The 15,556-nt window shown below is 53.6% G+C and carries 8 protein-coding genes; 2 read left to right on the top strand and 6 right to left on the bottom strand.

The features are described 5' to 3' along the window. From DFER_RS08530 to DFER_RS08520, 3 genes are all read right to left on the bottom strand, one after another. Entirely contained in the window at positions 1-2,667 is a 2,667-nt protein-coding gene (locus DFER_RS08530) for a TonB-dependent receptor (RefSeq protein WP_143828696.1), read from the bottom strand. 132 nt (positions 2,668-2,799) lie between these two features. After that, positions 2,800-3,780: a FecR family protein gene (locus DFER_RS29125; protein ID WP_143828695.1), complete on the bottom strand. Its 981-nt coding sequence runs from the start codon at positions 3,778-3,780 to the stop codon at positions 2,800-2,802. Between the two features lie 37 nt (positions 3,781-3,817). Further along, on the bottom strand, positions 3,818-4,360 hold the full coding sequence (locus DFER_RS08520; protein WP_015811222.1) for an RNA polymerase sigma-70 factor: 543 nt from the start codon (positions 4,358-4,360) through the stop codon (positions 3,818-3,820). Between the two features lie 223 nt (positions 4,361-4,583). Between DFER_RS08520 and DFER_RS08515 the strand changes: the two genes are divergently transcribed. Beyond that, on the top strand, positions 4,584-6,953 hold the full coding sequence (locus DFER_RS08515; RefSeq protein WP_015811221.1) for an outer membrane protein assembly factor BamB family protein: 2,370 nt from the start codon (positions 4,584-4,586) through the stop codon (positions 6,951-6,953). A 25-nt stretch (positions 6,954-6,978) separates the two neighbouring features. Here the strand turns inward: DFER_RS08515 and DFER_RS08510 are convergent, their stop codons facing one another. From DFER_RS08510 to DFER_RS08500, 3 genes are all read right to left on the bottom strand, one after another. Further along, positions 6,979-9,270, bottom strand: coding sequence for a glycoside hydrolase family 20 zincin-like fold domain-containing protein (locus DFER_RS08510; RefSeq protein ID WP_222837315.1), 2,292 nt, complete (start codon positions 9,268-9,270; stop codon positions 6,979-6,981). A 120-nt stretch (positions 9,271-9,390) separates the two neighbouring features. Further along, the gene (locus DFER_RS08505; protein WP_015811219.1) at positions 9,391-10,866 is read right to left on the bottom strand and encodes a RagB/SusD family nutrient uptake outer membrane protein; all 1,476 of its coding nucleotides are present in this window, start codon (positions 10,864-10,866) and stop codon (positions 9,391-9,393) included. 38 nt (positions 10,867-10,904) lie between these two features. Then, positions 10,905-14,120, bottom strand: coding sequence for a SusC/RagA family TonB-linked outer membrane protein (locus tag DFER_RS08500; RefSeq protein WP_015811218.1), 3,216 nt, complete (start codon positions 14,118-14,120; stop codon positions 10,905-10,907). Between the two features lie 323 nt (positions 14,121-14,443). On the opposite strand from DFER_RS08500, the gene DFER_RS08495 reads away from it, so the two are divergent. Further along, positions 14,444-15,325 carry an Rpn family recombination-promoting nuclease/putative transposase gene (locus tag DFER_RS08495; RefSeq protein WP_187293442.1) on the top strand — a complete coding sequence of 294 codons (882 nt, stop codon included), beginning with the start codon at positions 14,444-14,446 and terminating at the stop codon, positions 15,323-15,325. Positions 15,326-15,556: the final 231 nt, after the last annotated feature.

Genomic DNA, 15,556 nt, shown 5'->3' with positions numbered 1-15,556 from the left:
TCAGAATTTGAAAGTCAGGTTACCGATGAGCTGTCTCGTCGGCTGTGGGTAGCTCCATGCATTGAAGTACTCCGTATTGGTGATGTTGTTCACCTTGAGGCCGATGCGCCATTTCGCTTTCTCATAGTAGACCGTACCGTTGAGCAGGGTGTAGGCCGGCACCACAAAAAGGTTCGCCGCATCGTAAAACACATCATCCACATAATTTCCGCCGAAACCGACGCCCACATTGTTCAGCACCCGGCCGGTGTGCTTGTAGGTGAGCCATGCGGTGAAAATGTTCTTCGGCGAGCCGGTTACCCATTTGCCTTCCATGGATTCATCGGCTTTCAGGTAGGTGTTTTTGTTGTATGAATAACCCGCCTGAATGTTGAGTCCTTTGAGTGGGTTTGCGATGATTTCCAAATCGGTACCACGGCTGCGCTGCGTGCCGTCCTGCACGGTAAATTGCTGCTCGTTGGTACGCGTAGAGTTGCTCACGCGGATGTCGTAAATGCTGACGGTCGCGCTGAGTTTCTTATTGAACGTCTCCATCTTCACCCCGCCTTCCCATTGGTTGGCGCGCTGCGGTTTCAGTTCGAGGACTTCGCCGTTCGGCTGCGTCACCGGGCCCACGTTGTTGAAACCATTCATATAATTCGCGAAAAGCGATACCTGGTCCTTCACGACCTGGTAAATCAATCCCAGCTTCGGCGAAAGCGCGTTCTGCTGGTAGGCGTCCACGGACACGGTCCCGTTTCGGGTGCTGTTGTTTTTGTCGTAGCGGTCGAATCGCAGGCTGAGCATGAGCAGCAAGCGGTCGGTAATGTTGGATACATTGGAAAAATAGGCACTGTACGTCATCCAGTCGAGATGGGAGTTCTGGATGGTCGAGCGGGCCACGATGGCATCGGCCTTATCCCTGAAAAACGGCTTGAATGGCCGCGCGGGGTTCAGCGTATCGTACCGCGGGTCTTCCACCACGAAGCGGTCGTCGGTGTTGCGGATGAGGTTAATGCCCAGCACGATCCGGTGGCGCATGTTGCCGGTATAGTATTCACCATTGAAATTCTGTTGCAGGTTGAGCGTTGAAAAATCCCGGCGGAGGTTTTTCCAGAAAGTCCGTGCAACGGTGGTGTCGTTCAGCCAGTTGGCCGTGAGCTGGAACTGGTCTGCTTCGCGGTTGAAACTGTAAGCCAGGCCGGTTTGGGACGTCCAGCGGTCCGAAATGCGGTAGTTGGAAACTGCGTAAAAGTTGTTGGAAATTTTGGTGCCTTCCAGGTCGGAGCCGGCGAAAGAGTTTTTGTAAAATGGTTTTAATGCATTGAGATTACGGAAGGTAACGTCCGTGGTGAGCACATTATAGGGCTGCTGGATCATTTGTCCTTTAAAAAACTCCGTCTCGAAGAGAAACGAAAGCCTGTCATTCACTTTATAGGAAAAACTCGGCGCGACAATGTAGCTTTTGTTCCCGCCGAAATTCTGGAAGGTTTTCTCTTCGTGAAGGGCGGCATTTACCCGGAAAAGCGCAGTTTTGTCGGCATTCACCGGCGCATTGATGTCCACCAGCAGGCGGCTCAGGTTCCAGCTTCCGAGCGAATACGACAGCTCGCCGCGGAAGGTTTCCATCGGTTTCTTGGTCACCCGGTTCACCACCGCCCCGAACGACACATTGTTAGCCCCGAACAGCGTCCCCGACGGACCTTTCAGGATTTCAATGCGTTCGATGTTGCCCGGGTCCACGAGCGTCCACGTTTGCGTGGCGAGGCCGTTCCGCACCGACGCCTGCACGGGAAAGCCGCGGATGTAGGCCAGGTTGGTTCCCGCTGCGCTGATGAACGGCACCACGCCCGGAGCGGTTTTGAGCGCATCCTTGTAGTCGACCACGAGCTGCTGGTTCAGAAATTCTTTTGAAATAACATTATAAACCTGCGCGTTTTCGAGGTTTTTGAGCGGCATCCGGGCCGCATAGTCGGTTTCCTTGTTGGCAAATGCATTCACATTGCCCTGCACGATCACTTCCTGAAGTGTGCTCGAACTTTCCTGGATGTGGATCACCGGCAGCTCCGACACCATTCCGGGCTCCACCGTGCAAGCCTGCTCCACGGCCTCATAGCCGATCAGCCGGACGACCACCGTTTGCGCGCCGTCGGGCACATTGCGGATCGTAAACGAGCCATTTTCGTCGGCCACGGTGCCCTTGCCCAGGCCTTTGATGCTCACATTCACAAACCCGGCAGGCTTGCCGTCGGACGTGCGGATCTCCCCTTTGATAGCGCCCGTACGCCGCACGGGCCGGATCGCTACCTGCGGCACACCGCTTCCATTATCCTGCACGCGGGCGCCCTTTGCCACCTCGCCGAGCAGGTCTTCGAGGATCCGGCCGAGCGGAACGTTATCGTATTGCAGCTGCACTTTCCGCTGCGGGTCGATTAGGCTGCTGCTGTATGAAAATGTGCATCCCGCTTTGTCGCCCAGGAGCAAAAGCGCGTCGCCGAGCGCGATGTCGGCCTGCTGCACCGTAATGCGTTTTTGGAGAACGCTGCTTTGCGAATGCGCGCTCGCAGCGGTGAATGCCATGAATATGAGTAGGATGAAAAGGCGTGACAGCCGTGACGGCCGAGCCTGGGAGCCGGGTATTTTGGTAGGGTAGGGAAATGGGCTACTGTTCTGAAATAAAGATTTCATAATTTTGAAAAAACGGTTAATTACTGTAATCAGGTAATGGCTGTTCGGTCCGGTGTGAGTTTGGCGACGAAGCACCGGACTTTTCAAATCATTTCAGGCGGAATGGCCTGGGGGCGGGTTTGTCAGGGGCATTTAATAGATGGTCAATTGGTGATCGTTTAATTGATACTTAAAATCCAGCGCATAGCTGATGTGCTCCATCACACGCTGTAACGACTGGTCCTGAAACGTACCGATGTAGCGCAATCCGGCCAGCTCTTTGGATCGAATCGTGATTTTTACTCCATACCAGCGTTCCAGCACCGGCACGATCTCCGAAAGTTTCTGGTCCTGAAAAACAAGCCTGTTATCGCGCCATGCAAAGTAGCGGGCGGGGTGGACGCTCGTTTTTTCGGGACGTCTACCGTTGGCAAATGCCCCGCGCTGGTCGGCGGTGAGGATGAGCTGGCGGCTTTCGTCGCGGATGTCTGCGAAGCGTACCTTTCCTTCTTTTACCACCAGCTCCGTCAGTGGCTCATTTTCATAGGCTTTCAGGTTGAACACCGTGCCGAGCACGGTTACCTGCGTGCGCGCGGTGGCAATGCGGAACGGGTGCAGCGTATCGCGGGCGATCTCGAAATAGCCCTCGCCGCGCAAGGCAACGGTGCGGTCGAACGGCTCGGCGTATTCCAGGCTGCTGCCGGCGTTGAGGTGTATGCGGCTGCCGTCGGGCAACGTGAATTTTTCCCGCTTGCCGGCGGGTGAATGCAGGACGATGGTTTGTTTCCGGGCAGACGGCGCCACCCGTTCGGCCACGCGAACCGTCTTTGCCGGAGTGAATAGCCAGCTAATGCCCACTACCAGCAGTACGCTGGCAGCCAGCCCGGCCAGCCACATCAGCCGGGTGCTGCGGGCAGGCCGGCTTGAAGGAAGGTGCTGTATTTCGTCCCAGATCCGCTCCGTAGCCCCGGTTTCGTCCGGTGCGGGCGGCAAATCGGCATCCAACCGGTCGGCTTGCAGCCATTGCTCAACGGCACGCTGTTCGTCGGGCGTGCATTGGCCTGCAAGGTATTTGTCGAGAAGTTGCCGGTCGGGGCGCATATTGGGGAACGATAGTACAACCAGTAGTTCCACAACCAGCGCCTACCCCCACGCGCTGACCTGAAAAAAATCAGGAATTAATGTACCCCACCAGGCCCTTGCGCAGGTAGCGCAGCGCCCGGGTGATCTGATTTTCAACCGCTTTTTCGGTGATATTGAGCAGGCTGGAGATTTCACTGTTGGTCATGCCTTTTTTGCGGCTGAGGGTGAATACCTGCTGGCATTGTCCGGGTAATCCGGCCGTGAGGGTTTCGAGGCGGTCGGTGAGCAGCTTGTACTCGATCCGCTGCTCGGTATCGTTTTGTCCGCGGGCGAGCTGCTGCGAAAACAGGGCGATATGCTTCTGTTCATTGGATTTATCGCGCAGGTATTGCATGGCTTTCAGCTTCACGGCGCGCACCAGGTAGGCTTCTATCGAAGAATGAACAATAAGCGTATCTCGCCGTTCCCACAATGAATGGAAAACCGTTTGCACTATTTCTTCGGACTCCTGCACATCCTGCAACATGGAGTAGGACAACCTGATAAGCGGCTTCGCATACATCAGATAGACCTGCTCAAACGACTTCGACTCGTTGAGGTGGATTACCGTTTCATGATCGGGAGCGTCCATATGCGGATTTCGGTGAGGAAAGGACCGCCGCAAAGTACGCGATAATTTGGAATTAGTACAAATAAAGTAATTGGATATAGGAGGTAAGCGGGTAGCGTGGGGTTTAAAAAGAAATAACTGCCGGTTCATCAGAAATACCGGCCCTCACGTCTTTTCCAGATTTGCACGGGGGTGTGCGTGCGCTATTTTCAATGGATTTTCGAACCAACTCCCATTAGTCCACATGTTGCGCGCTCTACGCCTCCACGCGAGCATTTACTGCCTCCTTCTATTTGTCATTATCACTGCCTGCAGCAAGAAGCCAAGCGAACTTACACCGCCCGATCCAAAACCGGACGAGGAGGTGATTCCCGGCGAAACGGTGGGCTATGGTGCCGAAGTGCTCGACCCGGCGGAATACGAAAAAATCAAAATAATCACCGAACCGCTGATCCCCGGCGGCCGTACCCAGAAAGACCCGAAGCTTGCGCCGCAATATGATTTGTCGCCGAACATGCCTCCGGTGCAAAGTCAGGGCCGGCAGGGATCGTGTGTTGCCTGGGCGGTTGCCTATGCAGCGCGCAGCTATTTTAGTGGTTTGGGATTCAATTCAAATTTCAAACTTGCGGACGGCTCGGTCAACAACGAAACGGTCCTCAGCCCTGCCTTCGTTTATAACAAGATCAAAGCCGGAGATTGTTTGAAAGGATCCTATATCGAAGATGCACTTAACCTTTTGAAAAATACGGGCGTGTGTACCTGGAAAGACATGCCTTACACTGACCAGGAATGCGACACGCAGCCCGGAACGCAGCAAGTTGCCGGTGCAGCGAAGTACAAGATAGCCGACTGGGGACGGATATTGATCACCACCGATGCCATCAAGAAATTCCTGTATTACGATATGCCCGTAGTAATTGCGGGCAGGCTCAATGCTGATTTCAAAAAGCCTACGCGTTTCCCCGATGGTCAGTTCGTGTGGAAGGACGCCACCCCGAATGATGTTTCCCATCACGCCATGATCATTGTGGGCTACGATGATGCCCGTAAGGCTTTCAAAATCCAGAATTCATGGAGCAAGAATTGGTGTAACGATGGCTATATCTGGATGAGCTACGACATTGTTAAAGACGTTATAAGGGAAGCTTATGTAATGACTTCTGACGAATTGCTGCTGCGATCGCAGGCCAGCGTGGAGACCGGCGCGGCCGTAAAATACGAGCAGAATGTGGTCGGCTACACGGGACGAATCATGCAATTGGGTGATTTGCCGGTAATCGGATACGGCATGTGCCTGGCTACAACGCCGAGCCTGCCGACACGTAAATATTACGCGAAAGCGCAGAACATTCCCGCTACTCCTTTCGAATTTTCCGTCACCGAGAGCATCAACACCAGCAAAATATGGTATCGGGCATTTGTGGAAACGGTCGCCGGAGTGGTATATGGCGATACGGCCAGTATCGTCCTGAACAGCGGCCCGGGCGAGACGCGTGACAAAGACCTGCTCCTCTTTCACAGCGGCTTCTTTGGATATGCCGTCGACGCCGGCACCGGGGAGCGACTTTGGGAGGCGCCTTTACGAAGCGGCGCTGCCTCCGACCAGCTCCTGGGCGGGTTGATCGTCAATGAGCAATATATTGTACCTGGCAATATGACGGGCTCACTCAGTGCCGTATCGCTGTCGACCGGCAAGGTGAACTGGGAACGGCGGGAAATGATGCGGAGCAAACAAACGTATCCGGTCATTATCGATAACCAGATCATCACGATTGGCCGTGAAGAGCTGATCGCCGTGGACCAGGCGTCGGGAAACTTGTCGTGGACCCAAAAGCAGGCTGCGTTCGGAGGCGAGGATTTTGTTGAATTCGGATTGGCTGTGACAAAGGATAGTAAGCTCTCCGTGAATGTCAACAAGAGTTTTTACGACGATGAGATGTATTTTGTTTCCAATCCTTCCAACGGGACCGGGATTACCGGAATGGGCATTTTCCCAACCACGGTGAAGGGCCATCCGGATTTTGCGGACAACTATATGGTGCGTTCGGAGGCAATGAGTGGCCTGGCGGCTTACAGCCTGTCGCCTTTCAAGAAACTGTGGAGCACGCCCTCTACGACAACGGCAGCGCACGATAGCCCGCTCATCGTGGGATCGCGTGTGATCGGGGTTATAATGGGTAATTTGGTTCAGGGATTGCAGGCGGTGGACAAGGCCACAGGTAAAAAGCTCTGGGAGTATTATCCGCAGCAAGGCGAAGTACTGTCGAAAAAGTGGAGTGCCTCGGCCGATTTCATCGCTATGATCGTGCGGGTAAACATGGGTGGCGCTTCTGAGTACGAGTATTCGTTGCAGGTACTGGATATTTCCACAGGGAAAGTTTCCTGGACAAAAAAGCTGTCTACGAGTCCCTATCCGGTAATTCCAATGTATCCTCTGATTGCCGGGGACAAGGTGTACGTATCTCCCGACAATTTGGAGATCGCGGCCTTCAAGCTGCAAACGGGAGCGGTTATCTGGCAAAAGAAACTCTTTAACAATCCTGGGACAATTAGTCCTTTCAGCCTGATCACTAAAGAAGGTAAGATCTTCTACATGCCCGAGTCGGGGATGTAGAAGATCGTGAATGCCCAATCTCCGGTCACCTGTACCGCGCCCATTCGAGCTGCTTGTTCACCAGCGGGAGGTTATGCTGCTGTGCGAAGTCGTTCCGCACTTTCAGCACATCGTTCCACCATTGATCGAGCGGGTAGTGAAGCTCACGGTAAATGAGGTAGCTGAGGTCGATCGTGCGCACGGGCTGGTGGTCTTTGATGTCGTCGACCTGGTGTAAAAATGTCCTCCCATTGGCTTTTTCCACCAGCGGCTGCCATTCTTTGAACCAAATGCTTTCGACAAATGCAAACGTGCTGTCGCGCTGGTTTTTCAGCTTGCCCACCATTTCCATCGCCGCATCCAGTTTGCTGACGGCCAGCTTCGGATCGGCGGTCGCGGCGGAAGCTTCCTGCACTAAATCCGAAATCCGGTTCAATGCGACGAGCATGCGGAGGTTCTGTCCGCAAATCGCCGCCACCGATTCGAGTACTTCCAGGTTGTAAAGCTGGGTTTTGGCAAGCGATTTATTCTCCCGGAGCAGTTGGAGCGCATAGGCATTGCGCGGCAGCATAGACTGCGCCGTGGCAAAGCGTTTGGCATTCACCGGGTAAGTTTTGTTGCTAACGGCCAGCGTGCTGGATGCCGGTAAGGGCAATAGGGGCAAGGTCTGGTCTTTTTCCGGTTGTAGGAACAGGCTGTCGGAATTTCCTTTGATGGGCGCGCGCCAGGGCGATGGAATCCAATCCCAGCTCTCGGTATGGAACTCGGCTTGCTCGCTCAGGACGCGGTAAACGCTGTCCATATCCTTTTGCCTGGGCCCGTAAAATGAATTCATAAACCGTGCGGAAGCATTGGCAGGGGTGAGATTTTTATTATTCCAACCGGCCGCCGTGCCCGTGGCATAGCCCAGCCAGAACGTTTCGGGATGCAGCCCCGCATCGGCCCAGCCTGCGATGATCACGCCCATAAACGATGACAGATTGCCCGAGAATGCCGTCCCGATTTCCCGGAACATATCCGCCACCCGCCCCGAGGAGCGGTCGCTGCCGTCGGCCATGATGGCGGTTTTAGTGTGTTTCGGGTAGTAGTTGGGAAAAATGGGCTCGGCGCCCTGCGTGGCGGTGTATACGAACTGCCGGATGCCATGCTTTTTATAGTCGGCCGCGATGGATTTGTTATAAACCCCATTAACCATATGTGAAGGCAGCGCGGTAATGTCCTCTTTGCGCAAAGGGAATTCGCCCCAGAAAAGCACCGTGCGACCCTGCTCGTGGAGCCTGTCGGCCAGTTTTTTCATAAACCATGCCAGCAAACGCCCGTTGCCTCCGAGACTGTCGGCCATCGCCTTTTCGGATGGTGCTTTGCCGGTGTAGTAGGCTTCGTCGTTGGAAAGGAGAATGTATTTGCTGCCTTTGCTCGCATTGATCAACTCGCTGTACATGGCGTCCAGGAGCTTGAACGTGGCCGGATTTGTGACCGAGAACTGGTAATTGATGTCGTCGATCAGCCGCAGTTTCCGGAATTCGGGGTGTTTCAGGATGAACGATACGTGCGCCGGGGCGTCGAGGAACGGCACGAGGTCGATAAAGTGTGCTTTGGCAAAGTCTGTGAGTTCCTGATATTCTTTGGCTGTCAGCGCATAAGGTTCTACAATCGCCGGGGCGGATTTGTATTCGAAATGCCCTTCGAGTTTGATGGAAAACGCATTGATTTTGTACGTAGATGCCTGCCTGATGATCCGTTTCAATGCAGTCAGCTTTTCAAGATGGTGCGCATCATCCCAATAAATCATCCTCACCTCCACATTGGGCCAGTCGGTAATCTCGCCTTCAGGCAGTTGCGGGCCGGCTTTGACCAACTGTAAAAAAGTTTGGACACCATAATACAAGCCCTGCTGCGCATTGGCCGTGATGGTCACCTGCCCGGGTTTCAAGCTCAGCCGGTAAGCCTGGCGGGTAAGCGCGGCGCGGTTGGTATCCACACTAGCGCCGATCTCGACCGAGCCGTTTTGCACGATAAGCTGAATGGCGGGAGACTTGCCCTTTGCTCCGGTCACATTAAGCGCCAGATTTACCTCTTTCAATCCCTGCTGCAAGCTCATCACCGCCTGCTCGCCGGCGAGCGCCGGATCGGCCGCGATATGCCAGTTTGTGCCCATGGAAAACCGCTTGGCCGTGAGCTGCATTTGCTGGGGAAGTGGCAGGAGCCCCGCGCCGGCCTGGCTTTCCGCGGCTACCGATTTTTGCGAACTCCGGACTTGCGCGTGCGCTCCGGGCCAGATAATGAGGCAGCAGAAACTGAGCAGAAAAATGCTCCGGTACATGTGAATCGTGTTCAATGGGTTGTAATTAAGGGTTAAGTAAAAGAGTAATCAGCGGGGGCTAATTACTCTTTTTGGTAAAAATCAGTTTGAATTTCCAGGCTGGCTGGCGTGCCGCGCGATGCGCATTATATCATTTTAATAGCCATCATTCTGCGCGATCGCCGGGCTGCTGGTGGTCACCACGAGCGTCGGGATCGGGTAGAGAAGCTGGTAAGGCTTGATCGGCGTGGAAACGCCTACGGTTGGCTTGCCGGGGCCGGATAGTTTCGAATTCATCACTTCCATCGCACGGCCCGTGCGCAGCAGATCAAACCAGCGGTGGCCTTCGAAAGGCGATTCCAGTCGTTCTTCTTCGTAAACCGCCGTTTTGAAAGTATCATAAGTCAAGCCCGACAGATCAGTGAGCCCGGCGCGTTTCCGCACGAGGTTGATCGCCGCGTAGGCGTCCGCATTGGGCGCTTTGTTGGCTTCGTTGATTGCTTCGGCATAATTCAGCAGTACATCGGCGTAGCGGATCACGTACCAGTCGGCGCCCGAGTCGGCATTGCCGCCGCCTGTTTCGCGCTCCACATAGCCGCGGACGTATTTGGCGGCTACAAAGTTGCCAGCGAGCGTGTAGCCATCGCCAATGTTGTTCCGGCGCACATCGCCTTCCTTGTAGGCCGCTGCGATGTCTTCCGTCGGTTGGTTAAACCCGAAAGCCCCGCCGGTAGGGATCAGAATCCCCTGCGAGCCGGTGGGAGCGAAGTGGTTGGGCAGGTTAGAGCCTAAGCCATTCGACATTGTTCGGTACTGCACCTGCAAAACCGCCTCCGCATTTCCCTGCTGGGCCGCTTTGTAAAGATTTGCATAAACCGGCAATAGGCTGTAAGTACCGGCCGTCACTACTTTTTTGAACTCTGCAACTGCCTCGGCGTATTTTTTCTGGGTGAGATACACCTGTCCGAGCAGACTTTCCGCCGCGCCTTTGGTGATTTTTCCGGTTTCAGCGGCTGGGTAAGTGGCGGGGAGCATTCCCTGCGCCTTTACGAGATCAGCCTCGATTTGTGCATATACTTCCTGCACAGAGGCGCGGCCCACCTTGTAGCTGGCGTCGATGTCGGTAACGGGCTCGGTCACCAGCGGCACACCGCCCCAAAGCCGCACCAGGTTGAAATAGGCGAGCGCCCTGAGAGCACTGGCTTCGCCGGTAAACTGCTTTTTCAGGTTGTCCGATACAGGCGAGGCATCAATGCGGGCCAGAATGCTGTTTGTCCGCGCGATGAGAATGTAGCTCGTCTGCCAGAATGCCGTGAGGTGCTCATTGTCAGTGGTTTCGCGGAATTCGTCGATATTCCTTTTGGCATCGTTACCGCCCCCGCCCGGGCCGAGTTCGGTGGTGTTGTCGGAACGCAGGTCGACCAGCAGCGAATAATATCCATTGCCCGAATACACCTGGCCAAGGGCATTGTAGGCACCGGCAACTGCTTGGCGGAAATCGGATTCCGTTTTGAAAAAGTCCGTTTCACCAATCTGTGAAATGGGTTTTGATTCGAGAAAATCTTCGCAGGAGGTTCCCGAAAACGCGAGGATCACCAGGGCGACAGCTATTTTGATATTTTTTGAGATCATAATGAATCAATGTTAAGGTTGATCAGGGTTCAGGTGGATCAGAAACCAAGGTTGAGGCCGAATACGAATGCTCTCGCCACGGGATAAGTACCATAGTCGATGCCCGGCGTGAGCGCGGAAGAAATCCACGGGTCACCCTCGGTCGTGTTCACTTCCGGGTTATAGCCGCTGTATTTGGTGAAAGTGTGCAGGTTCTGGATGTTCACGTAAGCCCGCGCATTCTTGATCACTTTTCCGCCAAAAATTTTGTCGAACCGATAGCCGATTGTCACGTTCCGGATGCGCAGGAAAGAGGCATCTTCCACGAAGTACGATGAAATGTTCCGGTTGTTGGCGGCATTGTTGGCACCCCACGTTTTGCCATCGCCAGGTTCCTCCGGCGAGCGCCAGTAGTTGTTGGAGAGCGACGCGTTATTGCGGTAAACGCTCCGCTTGGTCAGGTTCATCACATCTACGTCCTGTACACCTTGCAACGAGACACCGAAGTCGAAGTTGCCGACATTGAGCGTATTCGTGATGCCGTAGGTGAATGCGGGCAGGTTATTTCCGATGATGGTCCTGTCGGAATCGTTGATCAGGCCGTCGTTGTTCAGGTCGCGGAACCGGACGTCGCCCGGGAATGTGTTCGGCAAATGCGCGGAACCGTCGATTTCCGCCTGGGTGTTATAAATGCCGTCGAAAACGAGGCCATAGTAACTTCCCAGCGGCTTTCCGATCTGCGTGATGTGCGTCAGCGAGTTTTCCTGCGCGCGGTTGGCCACGATAATCGGCGCGCCGCTGGCTCCCAGTGATTCTACGGTATTGGTGTTAAATGAAATGTTCGCATTGGTAGTCCAGGTGAAATTTTTGCGTGCGAAATTTCTCGTTTCCAATGCAATTTCAACTCCTTTGTTACGCAGACTTCCCAGGTTGCGCAGCGCAGTTTCAAAACCGGTCGAAAGCGGCACGGGCACATTCAGGAGCAGGTCGGAAGTCAGTTTGTTATAATAATCCAGATTCAGGAAAAGGCGGTTTTGGAAGAGTCCAATATCAATACCGAAATCCAGTTCTTTGGCTTTTTCCCAACCCAGAATGGTGTTACCGAGCGTTCCCTGCGCCAGACCGTTGATGATCGCGCCGTCGCCCGTTCCGAAAATGTAGTTAGCGCTGCTGATCAAGCCCACGGAAGCATAGTCGGGGATCTGGTTGTTTCCGATCAGACCGTAGCTCGCCCGGACTTTCAATTCGCTGATAGTAGGCACATTAGCCATGAATTTTTCCTGTCCGATTCGCCATCCGGCCGAAACGGAAGGGAAGTTACCCCACTTATTGTCGGCCCCGAAGCGGGATGAACCGTCGCGGCGGAAAGTAGCCGTCAAAAAGTATTTTTCGTCGTAATTATAAGTCGCGCGGCTCAGGAACGAGAGCAGGGTCCATTGCGAGCGGCTTGAACTTCCGCCTGTCACGATACCCGCATTGAGCGTAGGGACGAGGTCGTTCGGGAAAGAGTTGGCGCTCACCGTGGTAGAGTTAAACGAAGACTTTTGCCCCGTCAAACCCACCAGCACATTCACATTGTGCTTTTCCGCGAATGAATTGTCGTACGTCAGCGTGTTTTCATTGATCCAGCTGATGTTGGCAGATGAAAAAGAGCGGCCGTTGGAAGGGCTTACGCTGATGTAGGAAGGCGAAAAGCGGTTGTTGCTGAATGTGTTGACATCCGCATTGACGCTGGTTTTAAATTGGAGATTTTTCAAAATGTCAACAGTGGCAAACAAGCTGCCCACGGTGCTGAACTGGTTCATTGTGTTCTGAATACCCTCACCAAATGCGAGTGCATTGTTATAAATGATGTTCTGCTGCGTACCATCGTCGAAATGCAGTGTGAACGACCTTGAATAGGAGCCGTCCGCATTTCTGGCCGGATAGAAACCCGGGGTCGACATGACCGTCACCGCCACCGCGCCATAATCCTGGATACCGCCGGATGTGGCAATGCGGTTGTTGGTGTAAGAAGGGGCGACACGCGCGCCAACCCTGATCCTGTCCGAAACTTTGGCATCCACATTCAAACGGAATGCATACTTCTTGAAACCCGAATTGACGATGATACCCTCCTGGTTCTGAAAGTTACCCGACACGTAATACCGCGCGCTCTCGGTCCCGCCGGAGGCTGCGATCTGATAGTTTTGCATCGGCGCGGTGCGGTAAAGTTCATCCTGCCAGTCGGTGTAGGGATAGGCCGATGGATTTTTGAACTCGTCGGGGATTTTAAAGCCTGGTCCGCTTCGTACCGAGTTAGGGTCCGTCGCTTTTCCCCCGGCACGAATCCAGTCGTTATTCCGCATATCGATCTGGCGGCGTGCGTATTCTTCATTGGTCATCAAGCCCACTCTTTTGGCGATCTCCTGGAAACCGTAGCTCGCATTAACGGTGATCTGCGATTTGCCCGCTGCACCTTGTTTGGTCGTAATTAACACCACACCATTCGACCCGCGTGAACCGTAAATGGACGTCGCGGCCGCATCTTTCAAAATGTCAATCGACTGAATATCACCGGGGTTAATGCTCGCCAGCGGGTTAACGGGAGACTGGCTGCCAATGCCGCCGCCCTGTGCCGCCGAATTGCTCACCGAGTTGTCCAGCGGCACACCATCGATCACATACAATGGCTGGATACCCGCCGTGATGGAGCCTGTTCCCCGGATTTTGATGGATAAGCCACCACCGGGAGCAGCGGACGTTTGCTGCACCTGCACGCCGGCCACCTGCCCGGCCAGCGCCTCGCCGAACGAAACCACGGGCCGGTCCTGGATCTGCCGGGCATTCACCGAAGCCACCGAGCCGGTAATTTCACGCCTCGACTGGCTTCCGTAACCCACGACCACCACCTCGTTCAGGGCTTTGTCGCTGCTTTCCAGCTGGGGCGAAATGTTAGAGCGGTTACCGACCGCCTCTTCCACATCACTATAACCTATATACGTAAACAGCAAAGTGCTATTCGCAGGCACCTGGATTTTGTAATTCCCATCCGCATCCGAGACCACGCCATCGGTCGTATTCTTCACACGGATGGACACGCCCACGAGCGGCTGCCCGGATGCCTTCTCGGTAACCTGCCCACTCACAGTGACTAAACTGCCCCGGCCGCCGGTCTGCGCTTGCGCGAGGTCACAACAAAAAAACAAAAACAACACTGCGAAGAGCACCCGCAGCGGCACCCCATAAGTACCGCGGACGCGATAAAAGCTTGAAGTAAACATTCTGTTCCCCATAAGTAATGGAAGGTTAACGGTCTAGATGTAATTGATTCGAAAGGTATCGAAACAAATATAATCTTATTATTGAAACGAAAGTATATTACGTAAGAAAAAATTAACAAATACGAATTAAAAAGAAAGGTTACGTAGATTTTTGTGAAATTTTCAGGGGTTTTGGGGAGTAGAAATGAAGCATTGCTGGCCAGGCTGGGACGACGAAGCCAAAATCCCGCCAGGGTTTTCGTACAATCCGAGTGGAAGGTTAGTATGTGTCAATCATTTATCTTTACGAAATGGACAAACACACACCAAAGCATGATGCCTTCATCCGGGCCATCATGGGAAATAAGCAAATCGCGCTCGACTATTTCCGGGCCAGCATTCCTCAAAACATTCAGGACCTGCTGGATTTTTCGACCCTCCGGCAACTTCCCGACACGTACGTTTCGAAGGAGCTGCAAAAATCGATTTCAGACATTGTTTATGTCTGTCAGAAAGCCAGCGGGAACGGAGAAGTGAAAATATCGCTGCTTGTAGAGCATAAAAGCTATGTCGATAAATACACTCCGATCCAGATCGGAAGCTATATCTTTTCAGGGCTTTTGAAACAGATCGGCAACAAGGAAAGCCCCTCGCTAATCATCCCTATTCTACTCTACCACGGCGCCGACCGGTGGGAGTACAAGACGGTGGCCGACCTCTTCGAAAATCCTGAACCGGCGTTACAGCAATTCATTCCTGACTACCAGTACATTTTCCACGATCTCGGCCAGATTTCTGATGAAGAAATCCAAAGCCTACACAACAAATTCCTGGCCGCATCGCTGCTGGCGATGAAATACAGCGCTTTGAAAGACCAGCTAAATACATTACTTCCGACTATATTGACGCTGGCCAGTGAGGTGGACAGGAACTTGCATAAGAGCCTGTTGTTTTATACATTAGTAGGGAATCCTCTTACCGAGGAGCAATTTTTGAACCTGATTAAATCGGTACCTAATCAAAAAAAAGAAGCGATTATGGATATTTTCGAAATATTCGAGGAGAAAGGCTGGAAGAAAGGAATTGAAGAAGGCCGTGCAGAGGCGGAGCAGAAGATCGAAACCGCCGTAAGGAATCTTATCAAACAATCGGTATTGACCGATGAGCAGATCGCTTCTGCTATGAATGTGACAACGGACTATGTCGCAGAGGTTCGAAATAATTTAGCTGCCGAATAATCCCGGGCGGAAAGCCCATTTATAAGTTTCTCTGCGAGGCTGGATTTCAGAACAGCAAATAACCTAATGTTGGCCAAATGCCAGTGCCGCAGCGCGGCACCCTGTTTGTAGCTAATCCGAATCCACGGCCCAGGAACGGGCCCCGGCGGGGCCTCCTGTGTTATGCCAATGGATTAGGAGGCACCTCCGGAGCCAGATCGAAATCTCTGGTATGACAATATTCCCGAGTAA

This window comes from Dyadobacter fermentans DSM 18053 (genome assembly GCF_000023125.1).
GTDB classification, from domain to species: domain Bacteria; phylum Bacteroidota; class Bacteroidia; order Cytophagales; family Spirosomataceae; genus Dyadobacter; species Dyadobacter fermentans.
Note: the sequence above shows the minus strand (reverse complement) of the source record. Positions and strands in the feature narration are given on the sequence as shown.

What these genes read in the sequence shown, in the direction of transcription:
- DFER_RS08530 (WP_143828696.1), bottom strand. Translation starts at nt 2,667, where the DNA reads ATGAAATCTTTATTTCAGAACAGTAGCCCATTTCCCTACCCTACCAAA.
- DFER_RS08520 (WP_015811222.1), bottom strand. Translation starts at nt 4,360, where the DNA reads ATGGACGCTCCCGATCATGAAACGGTAATCCACCTCAACGAGTCGAAG.
- DFER_RS08515 (WP_015811221.1), top strand. Translation starts at nt 4,584, where the DNA reads ATGTTGCGCGCTCTACGCCTCCACGCGAGCATTTACTGCCTCCTTCTA.
- DFER_RS08505 (WP_015811219.1), bottom strand. Translation starts at nt 10,866, where the DNA reads ATGATCTCAAAAAATATCAAAATAGCTGTCGCCCTGGTGATCCTCGCG.
- DFER_RS08500 (WP_015811218.1), bottom strand. Translation starts at nt 14,120, where the DNA reads ATGGGGAACAGAATGTTTACTTCAAGCTTTTATCGCGTCCGCGGTACT.
- DFER_RS08495 (WP_187293442.1), top strand. Translation starts at nt 14,444, where the DNA reads ATGGGAAATAAGCAAATCGCGCTCGACTATTTCCGGGCCAGCATTCCT.